This is a genomic window from Mesorhizobium sp. M0991 (assembly GCF_040318915.1).
In the GTDB taxonomy this organism is placed as follows: domain Bacteria; phylum Pseudomonadota; class Alphaproteobacteria; order Rhizobiales; family Rhizobiaceae; genus Mesorhizobium.
The window spans coordinates 50115-64049 of the sequence record NZ_JAMYNE010000011.1; the positions used below are offsets into that span (position 1 = coordinate 50115).

Here is a 13935-nt window from a genome sequence, read left to right on the forward strand (position 1 = left end):
GTCAGCTTCTATTACAGAGATAGTCCTATCTTTGTAATATCGTCAAAAGCGCGCCGCAGCTAGGCTTTGCCACATTCAGCGCTTCAAAAAGGAAGGTGTATTCACCATGAATGAGCTGGATTTCATGACCGTCGGCGATGGCACACGCATCGCCTACCGCATCGACGGCGACGCCGGCAAGCCTGTGCTGATGCTGTCGAATTCCATCGGCACCACGCTGCGGATGTGGGACATGCAGATCGACGAGCTGTCGAAGCATTTCCGTGTTCTGCGCTATGATTTTCGCGGCCACGGAGGGTCGAGCGTTCCGGCCGGTGCTTATTCGCTCGACCGGCTTGGCCGCGACGTGATCGAGTTGCTCAATGCCCTGGGCATTGAACGCGTACACTTCCTCGGTCTGTCGTTGGGCGGCTTCGTCGGGCAGTGGCTCGGCATTCATGCGCCCGAGCGGATCGAGCGCTTGATCCTGAGCAACACCTCATCCTACCTCGGACCGGCAAAGCAGTTTGATGAGCGCATTGCCGCCGTGCTGCAGGCGCCGGACATGTCGGAAACCGCCGAGATGTTCCTGGGCAACTGGTTTCCTGCGCGTATGCTGGCGGCCAACGAGCCCGTCATCGAAGAATTTCGCGCCATGCTGCTGGCCATCGACCGGCAAGGCCTGGCTGGTTTATTTGCGGCGGTTCGCGATGCGGACCTTCGCCGAACCATAGCGCTGATTTCCACGCCGACGCTGGTGATCGCCGGCCGCCACGACACGGTGACAGCCGCCAGCCACAGCGAGCTGATCGCGGCGACGGTGCCCGGCGCGAAACTGGTTGTCCTGCCCGCGGTCCACTTGTCGAATGTCGAGTACTCCGCCGAATTCATAGAGGCCGTGCTCGGTTTTCTGCGCTGAGCCGGAGCACGGCGGGGATGCTGAGTGAAGGCCGTTTCGAACATCACCGCATGGACCGCAACCTATGATGCACTAACGCGTAGCTCGGGCTAGACTGGGCAACACAGGTAGCGGATGACGGCTGACATGGAACTTGGCTTTCGCCCACTGACGCCCGATCTGTGGCCGGCGCTCGAGGACCTGTTCGGCGACAGCGCCGTCTGCAGTCGTTGTTGGTGTATGTACGGGCGGATCGGTCGTTCTTATCGAAAGCGGCCCGACGAGGAAAACAAGGCAGCGTTCCGGCAAGCCGTCCAGCATGGTCCGCCTCCAGGTTTGCTTGCTTTCGACGGCGATGTGGCTGTCGGCTGGTGCCAGGTGACGCCGCGAGACGCCCTGCCCTGGCTCGATCGGCTATGGCAGCTCAAGCGCGTGGACGACAGGCCGGTCTGGTCCGTGTCCTGCCTCTACGTGCGAAAACAATACCGCCGGCGGGGCGTAACATCCCAGCTGATTGCATAGGCCCTGGAAGTCGCAAGGCGCGCAAATGCTCCGGCACTCGAAGCCTATCCTTTCGACGCCGACGTATCGCCGAGCGCTTCCGGCAGCGGATATGCCTCCACCTTCGCGCGCGCCGGGTTCAGGGTCGTTGCCCGCAGGACGCCGGCCCGCCCGATCATGCGCTATGATTTCAAGCAGATTGCCGATCATCGCCTGTGATCGCAGCTTGAAGTTTCGGCTATGGGTGGAAAGTTGTCATCCAACCGCTATTGCGCCCGCTTCGCTTCTCGCTTTTGCGAGGATGGTCGTCTCCGGGGCAACGGCAAATTGCTCACAAAATGCATCGATGTGATGCTGGCCCCGATCCGCGTCTCCAACGGCAACAAGGGCCAAGCCCCAGGCGAGGTCTGTTTGCACATAGTTTTCCAACGAAAAACGTCGAAATTTCATCTTGGACCGTCGTTCGAAACTAGCAGCAACGTCCTTTAGTGCGGTGATTCTGGACCAGTCCTGCTGGGCAGCATTGAGCGCCGCCAAAGCGGCGCGTTCAACCTGATCGGCGCTATCGTTACTATAGAATGAGCACCAGTTGGGAATCCGGCCCGATGAATCAATCGGGTCAATGCAAAGATCAAAATTCGCCGACTTCGCCGTTCTTTTCCACCGGAGGCTTCCGCCTCTGAAAATTGGTACAAAGTCGATCGAGACGCCCCAACAGGCGGAGAAGGTCATGCCTTTCAACGCCTGAAATTTCAGCAGATAGCGTATGTGATCTGTTGGACGGCCAACCCAGAACAAATCCCCTACTCGCTGAAAATCGGATGCCAAGCCGCCTTCCAATGCTGCAGCGGCAATGTCGCCCAAGGCTTTACCACGCTGAGGCGCACGACCGAGGTCTGGTTGCCGACGAAATCTTTCGATCAAGCTGGAGAACATCTAACCTCTTCAACGGCAATCGTGAGGGTCGTCAGCAAACATTACTGATCGCACGGATCAATTCAATGACCGAGCGCGAACGGCAGCCTTCGGTCATCCCTGCTCGAACACATCGGCATTGATTGCTAAAACGCGTATGATTGTTGCCGTAGCAAAACTAACTCCGGCAACAAGCGGCCATTCAAACCGAATATCACCAGTCGCTTTTTTCACATCGGATGCCGGAAGACCCGGCGACGCCGCGTCGCGCCGAAGCCTAGGTTAGAGCCGAATTCCGGAGCCAGCCGCAGCCACCATGCAAACCTATGACTTCATCATCGTCGGTTCCGGCTCGGCCGGCTCGGTCCTGGCCGAAAGGCTGTCGGCTTCCGGCCGCTTCTCGGTGCTGGTGCTCGAGGCCGGCGGCAGCGACCGCCGCTTCTACGTGCAGATGCCGCTCGGCTACGGCAAGACCTTCTTCGACCCGGCGGTAAACTGGAACTACAAGGCCGATCCGGACCCCGGCCTCGCCGGCAATGTCGACCACTGGCCGCGCGGCAAGCTGCTCGGCGGCTCGAGTTCAATCAATGCCATGGTCTGGATCAGGGGCGCGCGCGAGGATTTCGACGCCTGGCGGGATGCCGGCAATCCCGGCTGGGGCTTCGACGACCTGCTGCCCGCGTTCAAGGCGCTCGAGGACAACCAGGCCGGCGCCGACCAATGGCGCGGCGTCGGCGGGCCGCTGCATATCACCGACTGCTCGACCTCCGTCCATCCGCTCACCAAGCGCTATCTCGCGGCCGCCAATCAAGCCGGCCTGCCGCTCAACCCGGATTTCAACGGCGTTTCGCAGGAAGGCGTCGGCGTCTATCAGATCACCACCAAAAACGGCCGCCGCATGTCGGCGGCGCGCGCCTTCCTGCGCCCGGCAATGAAGCGCAAAAACGTCCGCGTCGAGACCAACGCGCTGGCGACAAAAATCCTGTTCGAGGGCAAGCGCGCCGTCGGTATCGAGTATCTCCAGAATGGCGAGACGAAAACCGCCCGCGCCGGCCGTGAGATCATCCTGTCGGGCGGCTCGGTCAATTCGCCCCAATTGCTGCAGCTTTCAGGCATCGGCCCGTCGGCGTCGCTTGGTGCGCTCGGCATTCCCGTCATTTGCGCCAACGAGAATGTCGGGGCAAACCTGCAGGACCATGTCGGCATCAACTACACCTTCAAGGGCAGGCAGCCGACGCTCAACCAGATCCTGCGCCCGTGGTGGGGCAAGCTGCTGGTCGGCATGCAATATGTCCTCCTGCGGTCGGGTCCGCTGTCGCTGTCGATGAACAATGCCGGCGGCTTCTTCCGCACCGACCCGGCCGCGGCACGGCCCAACATGCAGCTCTATTTCCAGGCGTTTTCGACCGTCATTCCGAAGAGCGGCGAACGCCCGATTCTGACGCCCGACCCATGGCCGGGTTTTTCCATCGGCCTGTCCAATTGCCGCCCGTCGAGCCGTGGCGAGATCATGATCCGCTCCAGCAATCCGCGCGATTATCCGAAAATCGTCGCCAACGCGTTGTCGACCGAAGCAGACGTCGCCGAAATGCTGGCGGCGGTGAAATTCGTCAGGAAGATCGCATCGATGCCGGCGATGGCCGAGATCATCGAAGAGGAGGTTTTGCCCGGTCCGTCGATCACCTCCGATGCGGATCTCGTTCAGGATTTCAGGAAGCGCTCGGGCACCGTCTATCACCCGGTCTCGACCTGCCGCATGGGGCCGAACCCGGCGCGCGCCGTCGTCGATCCGCGCCTCAGGGTGCATGGCCTCGACGCCTTGCGCGTCATCGATGCCTCGATCTTTCCCGACAACATCACCGGCAACACCAACGCCGCCGCGATCATGACCGGATGGAAGGGCGCCGAACTGGTTCTGGAGGATCAGAAATGAAAATCACCGACGTCAAGACCTGGGTTGTCGGCAATCCGCCACCCGGCATCGGCGGCAAGTATTTCATTTTCGTCAAGCTCACCACCGATGGCGGCGTGGTCGGCTATGGCGAGGCCTACAACGCCACCTTCTCCGCCCATGTCACGGCGAAAATGGTCGAGGACATGGCCGAGCGTTATCTGATCGGCCGCGATCCGCACGACGTCGAAAATTTCTTCCGCCGCGCCTATTCGTCCGGCTTCACCCAGCGCCCCGACGTGTCGGGCATGGGCTGTTTCTCGGCGCTCGAAATCGCCTGCTGGGACATCATCGGCAAAGAGGCGGGCAAGCCGGTCTACAAGCTGCTCGGCGGCCAGGTGCACGAAACGTTGCGTTCCTATACCTACCTTTATCCGCACAGCGGCAGCGTCCACTCGGAGGATGCGCGCGGCAAGAACGTCTACAACGATCCAGATCTGGCTGCAGCCTGCGCGCTCGAATATGTCGAGCAGGGTTTTAATGCGGTCAAGCTCGACCCGGCCGGTCCCTACACCGCCTTCGACGGCCACCAGCCGCGCCTCGTCGACATCGACCTCTCCGCCCGCATGGTCAAGGCGATCCGCGAGGCGGTCGGCACCAGAGCCGACATCCTGTTCGGCACGCACGGCCAGTTCACCGCATCGGGCGCGCTGCGCCTCGCCCGCGCCATCGAGCCCTATGATCCGCTGTGGTTCGAGGAGCCGGTGCCGCCCGACATGCCCGAAGTGATGGCTCAGGTCGCAAGGGGCACTTCTATCCCGATCGCAACGGGGGAAAGATTGACCACGAAATTCGAATTTGCCCGGGTCATCGAGAACCGTGCCGCGACCATTCTTCAGCCCGACCTTGGCCGCTCCGGCGGCATTCTCGAAACCAAGAAGATCGCCGCCATGGCCGAGGCCTATCACATCCAGGTCGCGCCGCATTGCTATTGCGGGCCGATCGTCGGCGCCGCCAACATCCAGCTTGCGGTGACGCTGCCCAACTTCCTCATTCTGGAATCGCTGAAGCAGTGGGACGGTTTTCACGAGAAGCTGCTCAAGAAGAAGATCGAATGGCAGGACGGTAATGTCATCCCGTCGAAGGAGCCCGGCCTCGGCGTCGAGCTCGACGAAGCCGTCTGTGACGCGCATCCCTGGACCGGCAAGGACCTACATTTGCAAATGATGCAGACGCCACTGATGCCGTGACCTGTCGAGCGGGCGACAATGTCACGCGATTTCAACGTGTTGGACGTAGGACCGGAATTACCGCCGAAAGAACTTTAATCAAGCCCTCAACGCCTTGATTCAATATCTCAGCGTCAAGGCGCCGGGCAGGATCTCGAAGGTCGCCGGTATGCGACCCGGCGATTCGCCGTCTATGTCGATCAGCGCGGCGTTCTTTTGCAGATCGCCGAGCGGCTCGACAACCACTTTCTTGCCGCGCAGGATGGTGATCGCCGGATGGTTGCGGTGCCGCCCGCCATAGAGCAGGCGGATGTCCCAGATCAGCTTCAGCTTGCCGGCGGCGCGCAGGATGACGATGTCGAACTCGCCGTCGTTAAGCTCGGCGTCGGGCGCGATCATCATGCCGCCGCCGAAGAATTTTCCGTTAGCCACCGCCACCAGTGCCATGCGCACCTCGACCGGGGCACCGTCGTCGATGGTGATCGCAACGTCCTGGAAGCGGTAACGGAGGAATTCCCAGACCGTGCGCCAGTAGAACAGCGCCTTGGCCGAAACCTTGCCCTTGCGCTTGTCGGCGTTGACGGCACGGTCGGTAGCGCCGGAAAGCCCGAGGCTGGCGATATTGATGAAATGGCGGCTGGCCAGCGCGCCGTGGTCGTCGACATAGCTGATGCAGCCGGCATCGACCTTGCGCGGCTTGGCCTCGGCAATCCGCTTCAGCGTCAGATCGACATCGTTCGACAGGCCGAGCCCGCGGGCGAAGTCGATGCCGGTGCCGCAAGGCAGCAGCCCGAGTTCGGCCGTCCGGCCGCTTTCCCGGAAAGCCTTCAGCAGCCCGTCGGCAACCTCGCTGGCGGTGCCGTCGCCGCCGGCCGCGATCACCAGCTCGAAGCCGATGGCGGCAAGGTCGAGCGCCAGCCGTTCGGCATCCCCCTCGGCCTGCGTTTCACGCAGCTCGAAATCGCCGAAATGTCTTTTCAGCGAAGCCGCAACCTCGGGCCAATGCCGCTTGAGCCTGCCGCCGCCGGCGATCGGATTGAGAATCACCGCGACCTTCAAGCCTGCCTCCCCAAGGCCATCGAACACGCCTTCCAATCATTTGCCGGCATTGAAGCCTGCGCCGGCCCGCGGGGCAAGATCGAATGTCCGACAATGCGGTTTCGGCATCGACGGCAAATCCCGGCTGCCGGTAGGCGGCCGGCGACGAAGATCGGAATTCGCTCCATCGCTGGGTTCAGTCCCCGATAATCCCGCTATCCACAGGCTCGCGGCGGTTTCGCCAAACGCTTATCCGGCGTACGTTAAACCCATCTCAGGCGGCTACCGATCGCCACGCCGAAAGGCAAAGCGGAACGGCGGATTTCCTGAGGCCCGTACGGCCCTGAACGAGAACAGGCTTGCTTGTTGGAGGGATGGAAGCCGAGACCTACGGGGCCGCGGAAAGCGTGCGAACGCCAACGGCGGACCGATGCTGCCATGAAGGACGGCAAAAACCTTCGATGGCGCGCTGGGCAAAGCTCGCAAGAGCGGAGACCGGCGTGGTCCGGAACGGACGCTGCCCTCGGGTGGCGACTGGCAGGACCGTCAAAATCAAGGCCGGAATGGCGCGACATCTTTCGGGAGTTGCTGCCGCGACCGTGTCCTGATCTGACAGGGAGGCGCTGGGAGAAATCCCGGCGCCGACTGTCTTTGTGGCCCCGCCTGACGATTTTGCCGGCGACGCTTCACGCTGCGCCAAAATCAGCTACTATCCATTTGCCGTCGGGGACCGTTTAAAAGGGCTACAGGGGGACATTTCATGACGCTCATCCAGAAGCTTGCTGTTGCCTATGCTTTCCTGTTCTTCGGTGTTGTTGCGATCGGCTATGTGCCGGCCTTCAACGATGCCGGCGGCAATCTGTTCGGCCTGTTCTCGCTGCAATGGTATGACGATTTGCTGCACGCCTTCTCCGGCGTCTGGGCGCTGGCGGCCGCCTTCATCTCGCACCGCCAGGCGGTGTTCTATTTCAAGCTGTTCGGCTCGGTCTATCTGTTTGACGGCGTGCTCGGCCTGGTCACCGGTTCCGGCTGCCTCGACGGCGGCATTTTCATCAACGGCTTCCGCTCCTTGAACGACATCGAATTCCCGGCCCGCTTCTTCGCCAACCTGCCGCACATCGTCATCGGCGGCTTCGCCGTCTATGTCGGGTTCTGGCTGTCGAAACGTGTGTACGACCATTTCGCTACGGCCTGACCGGCCATGTTCCTGTTCCGCTGGCTGAAGCGCATCATCAAGGCGATCCTCTGGCTCGTCGTCATTGTCGTGTTGATCCCGATCGCCGGGCTGGCCTACGGCTTTCTCACGACGCCGTCGCTGGACACAACACCATTGCCGGGCGTCACTGAGGGTGCCCCGCCGAAGGCGCTGGCCGACAAGGTCCGTGCCGAGATCCCCGGCTACCAGCGGCCGGAGGAATCGACCTTTCTCACCTATCCAGAATGGGCCATCGTCTACGCCGCCCGCGAATATGCCGGCTTCGTCGACAAGAACCAGCCGAGCGGTTTTCCCTATCTCTCCTATATTGGCCGCTTCTGGCAGGACTATGCGATGGTCATCCGCGCCAGTTCCACCTACAAGTTCAACCTCGACAACCACCAGATGCTGGTGGTCATCGGCACCAGCCACACGATCGAGCACGCTATCCAGTGGGCCTATGAAAATACGGTCGGCCGCGTCACCGAAGCGACAGCCGGCAAGCGCACCGCGGTCGACATCTACCAGGCCAAGGTGGTGGCGGACTATGCCGGTTTTCTCGACCAGGTGCCGTGGTACCAGTTTCCCTATGCCGAAAAGCGTGCCGGCCTGTTTGCCGTCCAGCCGGCGGCGGACGACAGCGCCGTCCGCACCAGCGAACGCAAGCTCGCCTTCGGCCTCGCCGACACCATCAAGCAGGGCTACGCCGATCTGATCAAGTCGGCGCTCGCCGCCACCACCGACCCGGCCTTGCTCGACATTCACGTCTGGGCCAAGGGTCCGGTCAGCGAGGTGACGCGCAACGAGCCCGACACCTTGCTGGAGCGCGATCTCGGCGCCGACGGCACGGTCTTCGTCACCAGGCGCTATCAGGTGTTCACCGACATGATCCCGCGCCTGATCGACAAGGGCGTCTCCTTCGTCGAGATCGGCGGCAATGACGAGATCATGGTCACCATGCTTTCCAATGACGAGATCAATGTTCCCGAAGGCGCACGCACCTTGTTCAGCTACCCGCTTCCGGCGGAACCTTCGACGCGCCGCACCGGCCTGACCGTCGCCGTGCGCAAACTGCACCTCGTGCTGCCGGCGCTGATGACGGCGGGCGCCAGGCTCGAGCACGTCTACGATTACTGAGGCCTTTCGGTCACAGCCGGCCTCGGCAAGACGTTGCGTGATGCTCCGCCACGCTCATTCCACAATCGCGGCCAAATCCCGCCTTGTTCCGCAACGATTGATGATGCCGTAGCACTTTGTCTTGCGCACATCGCCAGGCAACTCGGAGGGACAAGACCGTGATCAAGACCGCCCTTGTCGCCATGACCATCGTCGGCTGCGATTGCGACGCCAGGCTTTGCGAATATATCGGCGAGACGCCCGCCAAATGGTCGACCATCGCCGAATGCGAAGCGGCGATGAAAAGCCAGATGCTGCACGAGCGCAATTTCGATTATCCGCTGGTCTCGGGCATCTGCCGGACACAGAACTCGTCTTCGTCATCGCAGCTCGTGGCGACCACTTCGGAGCCCGAATTGACGACGGCCAGTACGGCAGCGACAGACCCGCTGCCACCGGAGCTGAGCCATCGGCCCAGTGCTGCCGTCGGAACGCAGGCCACGGCGACGGAAACGGAAGCCGTCAGGCCGGTCGCCTATGAAGCGGCGGTCGATGGCGGCCGCGCCGTGCTCTACCGCACGAAGACCGGCTACGCCGTGGTCAAGACCGATCTCGGCCGCGCCGCAGCGGCAACGATCGGCATCGCCAGGCGTTCGGCGAACTGGCTGGCGGCGAAGCTGCCTGACGGTCTGTAGCCGCCGCTCAGGCCGTGCCGATCAGTGCCTTGACGGCGCGATAAAACGTCGACGAAAACAGCTCGTCCGGATCGTATTGCCGCTTCTTCGCCAGGAAGGACGGCAGTTCCGGATAGGAGGCAAGCAGTTCCTTGCCCGTATAATGAAGCTGGTAGGGCAGGAAAAAACGCCCGCCATGCTTGATCGTCACGTCGATCAGCGCCCTTGTCAGCGCCCGCATCCTGGCATTGCCGTCGGCGTCGGTCGGCTGATTGATGTAGAGCACCAGCGAATAGGCCGGCTCCGGCGCATAATTCAGCGCCACATCCTCCTTGTGGACGATGCGCACCGACGCGTTGAGCACCGGCAGGCTCTGGTTGCGCAGGATCTCGCGCGCTTCCGCGATGAACGGGTTATACGCCGCCCGCGGGATGAAATATTCGTGCAGTATGTCGGTCTCATCGAGCAGATCGTTGAACAGATAGGGCACTGAATCGTGCATCGGATTGTTGCGGGTGACGAGGCAGGCCTCGCCCTCGGCCATTGCCGTTGTCCGCGCCACTGTGCAGCTCTCGAATTGCGGCTCCAGCGTCTTTTCGGTGAACCATTTCAGCTCCTGGAACAGGCTGCCCCACTTCGCCAGGTTGATGATCACCCGCTTCAGCCCAACCGAACCCGGCTCGCCGATTGCCGGCTGGTCGGCCGGCGGCTGGTCGGCCACCTTGTCATAGCGGTAGACGATCATATCCTCGAGGAAATTGCCCGGCGCAGTCGACAGATGCCCATAAAACAGACCGATCGCCCTGTTTGGCTCCAGCACCTCGGCGAAGAACTTTGGAAAGTCGTCCGATTTGATGATCTCGCGCGAGGTCCGGTAGACGGCGTTGTCGACGATGTCGAGCGTCGCCTCCAGCACCACGCCGAACAGGCCGTAGCCGCCGACGACGTGGCGGAATAGCTCGGTGTTTTCAGCCGGTGAGCAGGTTGTCACCGAACCGTCCGCCAGCATCACCCGCATCGAACGGATCGAGCCGGCAACGGAGCCGGCCTGGTGGTCCATGCCATGCGCGTTGACCGACAGCGAGCCGCCGACCGAAAAGATGTCAGTCGACTGCATAGCCTTCACCGCAAAGCGCGGGTGCAAAAGGTTCTGGATGTCGTGCCAGCGCGCGCCCGGCTGCAAGGTCATCGTCTTCGCCGCCGCATCGACGCTGACCTTGTTGAATTTGCGCATGTCGAGGACCAGTGCGTTGTCGTCGAAAGCGTGGCCGCCCATCGAATGGCGCACCGCCGCGATCGAGACCTTCAGGCCATTGGTGCGGGCAAAGGCCAACGCGCTCGCAATGTGGTCTTCCTCGCTGACTTCGATGACGCCGTAGACTGGCGTCATCGACAGGCCGCTGGCATCGTTGATGTCGCCGCCCTTGGTCAGCCATGGCAGCGACGTATCGTAGGCTGGCGGGCCCTCCAGCGGCTTCTGAGCCAGGTCGATCCCGTCAATGTCGGCAATGCGCCCGGAATTCTTCTGCCCGGACGGACCGCGCGCCAGCCGCGCCACGGTCGTGCCGCCCCACAGCATCGCGCCGCCCACCACCGCCGCACCCAGCAGCAGCCGCCGCGACAGGCGAAACCCCTTGCGTTCTCCGATCATGAACCCCTCGCTGCCTCAGAGATAGCGCGAGCTTCCGGCAAAAACCATAGCCGGAGTGCGTAGCAGAACTACAGCGGCAGTTGCGGCATCAGGAGCATTTTCTTATGGTTGCAATGAAGGTATTTTTCACGCTATGGTTGAAAAAGCGAACGGATCCATGATGATGCTGACCATTGTAAGGGCGCCCATTCCATGAAGCACGTGTCCCGCGCGATACTGTCCCTGATGCTAGCGCTTGCTCCGATATCCGCCGAGGCTCAGGACTCCAGTCAGGGCGACGACAGCGTCGTCGCAGTCGCGCCTGACGATCCAGATATGGCGGCGGCGACTGCACAGGCACGTGCCAGCCTGGATGAATTCCTAGCATTATCCCAGACACCGCCACCTGGAACGGACACATTCAAACTGAAGGTGATGATCAAGGACGGAAATGTGACCGAACACTTCTGGGTCATCCCGTTCCAGCGGAACGAAACCGGATTCGTGGGGATATTGGCGAATGAGCCACATAGTGTCCACAACGTCGTGGCTGGCCAGTATATCGAATTCAACCGGGACGATATTTCCGACTGGGGATACACCAGAAACGGTCACCAGGTTGGCAGTTTCACCGTTTGTGTGATGTTCAGGTCGATGTCGAAGGAAGAAGTCGACTACATGCGAAGCGAACGCGGCTTCGATTGCTGACCGCCCAGCCGGACTAACCCGCCTCCTCGTCCCTCGCCCCGATCTTGCGCACCAGCGCCGCTGTCGCCAGCATCGCGCCCATGTCGGCGATCATCGGCGCGACATGCTTGGTGTAGTCGAGGCGCGTGGGGATATCCGGCAGCTCGAAGAAATTCCTTTCCTGCGGCAGCAGCAGGAAGCCGTCACTGCCGCTGAGCGCCACGCGTGCCGGATCGTTCGGCCGGGTCTCGCCGAGCCATTGCAGCGCCTGCGCCAGCCGGCCGGTCACCAGCGGCCGCGCCGCCTCGATGTTGTCGGTGCGGAACTCGTAGGCGGCATCGAGCTCCGGCACGCCGCTGGACAATTCCTGCATCTTGCTGCCGAAGATGCCGCGGAAGAAGCCGACGGCTTTGTTGGTCCGGCGCGCGGCGACCAATGTGCCGGGGAACGGCACGATCGTCTCGAAGGCGACGATGACGCCCTTGAACACTGCCGTCGTGCTCTTGCCCGTCCCTTCCCGGAGCTCTGCTTCGTACAGCTCGAACGGAAACCCTTCATAGCGGCCGGAAAAAGCATCGTCGAAAGACTGTCGGTTGAATGGGCCAACCGTCTCGCGCGGCAGCCGGTCGAACGAATTCGGCTTGACGCTGTGCCGATACTGCATGTCCTCGATGAAGCCGAAGATGATCGGCAACAGCGTGCTGCGAAACGACTGCTGCAATTTGCTCGCTGGCTTGATCGCCCGGAAATAGAGCAGGATCGCCGCCAGGAATCCGCCGATATAGAGGAACACATGCGGGGTCGAGAACCACTGCTCGCTCGGGTCGGCAACCCCGTTGAAGAGCCAGGCCACAAACACCACGAACACCAGCACCAGCCCGATGAACAGCGGCACCCGCCAGCGCGTCCGGCGATGGGCCGAAGCTCTTTCGGCCTCATAGGCCTCGATGTTCTTCCTGAGGCCGGCGATCACCGCTTCGCTCGGCATGAAATCCGCAGTTTCCATCACCCACCGCCGCCACAAGCCTGCCCGCGTTGAGCATGATAGCCGGTTTGGTGGACCGCGTCAGCGCAGCCGTCAGCGCCCGGCACCGAAGATCGCATCGAGGCGGGCCAGAACCCTTTGCCTCGATTTTCCCGCCAGCGCTTCGACCGGGACCAGGCGCTCGTGATCGCCGGCGCGCAGCCGCATGAAGGCATGCAGCCGGTAGGCGGCGATGGCCCCGCGCGTGCCGGGATCGTCGCTGATGTCGACGACGAGAATGGCGCCGATGCGGCCGGGCCATGGCTGGCGCGAAAAGGCGGTACCGAAGAAATCGCCGAGCCCATAGGCAACGAGCGTCTTGCCGGTCCGCTCGATCGGCTGCACGACATGCGCATGATGTCCGGCGACCAGGCCGACGCCATGTTCGGCCAGAAGCCGCGCCAGTGCCCGCGTCTTCGCACGTGGAAAATGCCGGAATTCCCAATCCCAATGTGGCACTGCGCAGAGGAGGTCGACACCCGAAGCGGCGTCGCGCGGCCATTGCGTCGGATCGCCTTGCATCGAGACTCGGCCCGCAAACTGAGCCGCGCCGACATTGCGCCACAAGGTAAAGGCGGCAAGGCCGATTGTCAGCGCCCCGACTGCAAACCGCTCGACCGGAACCGCAGTGCCGATCGTGCGGATGCCGAGCCGCTCCAGGGCGGCGACCGTCTCATCGAAGCCGGCAATAGCCTGGTCGAGCACATGGTTGTTGGCCAGCGACAGCACCAGTTTTTCACGCGAAATGCCGGCGGCGGCCAGCGCCTCGGCAAGGAACCGCTCGCTCATCGCGTGGCGCGTGCCAAGCCTGGTGCCCAAAACAGCGCTCGGCCGTTTCACCACCGGGCTTTCGCAATTGCCGACCACCAGATCGGCCGAGGCAAGCAGTGCCGCAATCGCCGGATCGCAGTCCGGCGCGCGGCGATTGGCCACCGCCGAGATATCGCCAACGAAAGCCAGCCGCACCGTCCGCGCCGGCAGCGGTTCGAGCAGGGCTGCGGCCGCCGGAGCAAAGCCGCGCGCGTCGCCATCGAGCGAAGGCCGGAGGAAGCGTGGCAGCCACGACAGTTTGTAGGAAAGCGGATAGTTCGACACGCGACGGCCCAATGGTTTGCCTTGTGTAGACCGCCAGCCGGATTGATTGAAGCGCAGACTGTT

Annotated in this window: 14 protein-coding genes; 8 read left to right on the top strand and 6 right to left on the bottom strand. The window is 62.3% G+C overall.

Annotated elements, in window-relative coordinates:
* Positions 1-25: 25 nt before the first annotated feature.
* Positions 26-259 carry a hypothetical protein gene (locus NKH70_RS17495; RefSeq protein WP_352978455.1) on the bottom strand — a complete coding sequence of 78 codons (234 nt, stop codon included), beginning with the start codon at positions 257-259 and terminating at the stop codon, positions 26-28.
* Between NKH70_RS17495 and NKH70_RS17500 the strand changes: the two genes are divergently transcribed.
* Together NKH70_RS17500 and NKH70_RS17505 are read left to right on the top strand one after the other, a co-directional pair.
* Positions 233-898 carry an alpha/beta fold hydrolase gene (locus tag NKH70_RS17500; protein WP_352978453.1) on the top strand — a complete coding sequence of 222 codons (666 nt, stop codon included), beginning with the start codon at positions 233-235 and terminating at the stop codon, positions 896-898. The two genes, NKH70_RS17495 and NKH70_RS17500, sit on opposite strands and share 27 nt — an antisense overlap.
* 126 nt (positions 899-1024) lie before the next feature.
* Complete coding sequence (locus tag NKH70_RS17505) at positions 1025-1399, top strand: GNAT family N-acetyltransferase (RefSeq protein WP_352912510.1); 375 nt, start codon at positions 1025-1027, stop codon at positions 1397-1399.
* A gap of 234 nt (positions 1400-1633) precedes the next feature.
* Here NKH70_RS17505 and NKH70_RS17510 read toward each other — a convergent pair whose 3' ends face one another.
* Positions 1634-2314, bottom strand: coding sequence for a hypothetical protein (locus tag NKH70_RS17510; protein WP_352912511.1), 681 nt, complete (start codon positions 2312-2314; stop codon positions 1634-1636).
* 295 nt (positions 2315-2609) lie between these two features.
* Between NKH70_RS17510 and NKH70_RS17515 the strand changes: the two genes are divergently transcribed.
* A complete protein-coding gene (locus tag NKH70_RS17515; RefSeq protein ID WP_352978451.1) occupies positions 2610-4226 on the top strand; it encodes a GMC family oxidoreductase in 1617 nt (538 codons plus the stop codon).
* Positions 4223-5434, top strand: a complete 1212-nt coding sequence (locus NKH70_RS17520; protein ID WP_352912513.1) for a mandelate racemase/muconate lactonizing enzyme family protein — start codon at positions 4223-4225, stop codon at positions 5432-5434. The genes NKH70_RS17515 and NKH70_RS17520 overlap by 4 nt, the downstream gene beginning before the upstream one ends.
* 99 nt (positions 5435-5533) lie before the next feature.
* Here the strand turns inward: NKH70_RS17520 and NKH70_RS17525 are convergent, their stop codons facing one another.
* Positions 5534-6472 (bottom strand): diacylglycerol/lipid kinase family protein, encoded by a 939-nt coding sequence (locus NKH70_RS17525; protein WP_353025758.1) that lies wholly within the window; start codon positions 6470-6472, stop codon positions 5534-5536.
* A gap of 739 nt (positions 6473-7211) precedes the next feature.
* Between NKH70_RS17525 and NKH70_RS17530 the strand changes: the two genes are divergently transcribed.
* The 3 genes from NKH70_RS17530 to NKH70_RS17540 all read left to right on the top strand — a co-directional run bounded on the left by NKH70_RS17530 (position 7212) and on the right by NKH70_RS17540 (position 9457).
* Positions 7212-7646, top strand: a complete 435-nt coding sequence (locus NKH70_RS17530) for a DUF4383 domain-containing protein (protein ID WP_023719157.1) — start codon at positions 7212-7214, stop codon at positions 7644-7646.
* 6 nt (positions 7647-7652) lie between these two features.
* Entirely contained in the window at positions 7653-8783 is a 1131-nt protein-coding gene (locus NKH70_RS17535) for a hypothetical protein (protein WP_352713090.1), read from the top strand.
* Positions 8784-8941: 158 nt separating this feature from the next.
* Positions 8942-9457 (top strand): hypothetical protein, encoded by a 516-nt coding sequence (locus NKH70_RS17540; protein ID WP_352713092.1) that lies wholly within the window; start codon positions 8942-8944, stop codon positions 9455-9457.
* Between the two features lie 7 nt (positions 9458-9464).
* Here the strand turns inward: NKH70_RS17540 and NKH70_RS17545 are convergent, their stop codons facing one another.
* On the bottom strand, positions 9465-11087 hold the full coding sequence (locus NKH70_RS17545) for an FAD-binding oxidoreductase (protein ID WP_353025759.1): 1623 nt from the start codon (positions 11085-11087) through the stop codon (positions 9465-9467).
* 192 nt (positions 11088-11279) lie between these two features.
* Between NKH70_RS17545 and NKH70_RS17550 the strand changes: the two genes are divergently transcribed.
* On the top strand, positions 11280-11774 hold the full coding sequence (locus NKH70_RS17550) for a YegJ family protein (RefSeq protein WP_352978446.1): 495 nt from the start codon (positions 11280-11282) through the stop codon (positions 11772-11774).
* A 13-nt stretch (positions 11775-11787) separates the two neighbouring features.
* Here NKH70_RS17550 and NKH70_RS17555 read toward each other — a convergent pair whose 3' ends face one another.
* Together NKH70_RS17555 and NKH70_RS17560 are read right to left on the bottom strand one after the other, a co-directional pair.
* Positions 11788-12759: a hypothetical protein gene (locus NKH70_RS17555; protein ID WP_352713099.1), complete on the bottom strand. Its 972-nt coding sequence runs from the start codon at positions 12757-12759 to the stop codon at positions 11788-11790.
* 72 nt (positions 12760-12831) lie between these two features.
* Positions 12832-13872 carry a CapA family protein gene (locus NKH70_RS17560; RefSeq protein ID WP_352978444.1) on the bottom strand — a complete coding sequence of 347 codons (1041 nt, stop codon included), beginning with the start codon at positions 13870-13872 and terminating at the stop codon, positions 12832-12834.
* Positions 13873-13935 lie beyond the last annotated feature (63 nt).

Coding starts and splice junctions, on each gene's coding strand:
- NKH70_RS17495 (WP_352978455.1), bottom strand. CDS start 259: ATGCTTCGACAGCTCGTCGATCTGCATGTCCCACATCCGCAGCGTGGT.
- NKH70_RS17545 (WP_353025759.1), bottom strand. CDS start 11,087: ATGATCGGAGAACGCAAGGGGTTTCGCCTGTCGCGGCGGCTGCTGCTG.
- NKH70_RS17535 (WP_352713090.1), top strand. CDS start 7,653: ATGTTCCTGTTCCGCTGGCTGAAGCGCATCATCAAGGCGATCCTCTGG.
- NKH70_RS17555 (WP_352713099.1), bottom strand. CDS start 12,759: ATGGAAACTGCGGATTTCATGCCGAGCGAAGCGGTGATCGCCGGCCTC.
- NKH70_RS17520 (WP_352912513.1), top strand. CDS start 4,223: ATGAAAATCACCGACGTCAAGACCTGGGTTGTCGGCAATCCGCCACCC.
- NKH70_RS17530 (WP_023719157.1), top strand. CDS start 7,212: ATGACGCTCATCCAGAAGCTTGCTGTTGCCTATGCTTTCCTGTTCTTC.
- NKH70_RS17550 (WP_352978446.1), top strand. CDS start 11,280: ATGAAGCACGTGTCCCGCGCGATACTGTCCCTGATGCTAGCGCTTGCT.
- NKH70_RS17510 (WP_352912511.1), bottom strand. CDS start 2,314: ATGTTCTCCAGCTTGATCGAAAGATTTCGTCGGCAACCAGACCTCGGT.
- NKH70_RS17505 (WP_352912510.1), top strand. CDS start 1,025: ATGGAACTTGGCTTTCGCCCACTGACGCCCGATCTGTGGCCGGCGCTC.
- NKH70_RS17515 (WP_352978451.1), top strand. CDS start 2,610: ATGCAAACCTATGACTTCATCATCGTCGGTTCCGGCTCGGCCGGCTCG.
- NKH70_RS17500 (WP_352978453.1), top strand. CDS start 233: ATGCAGATCGACGAGCTGTCGAAGCATTTCCGTGTTCTGCGCTATGAT.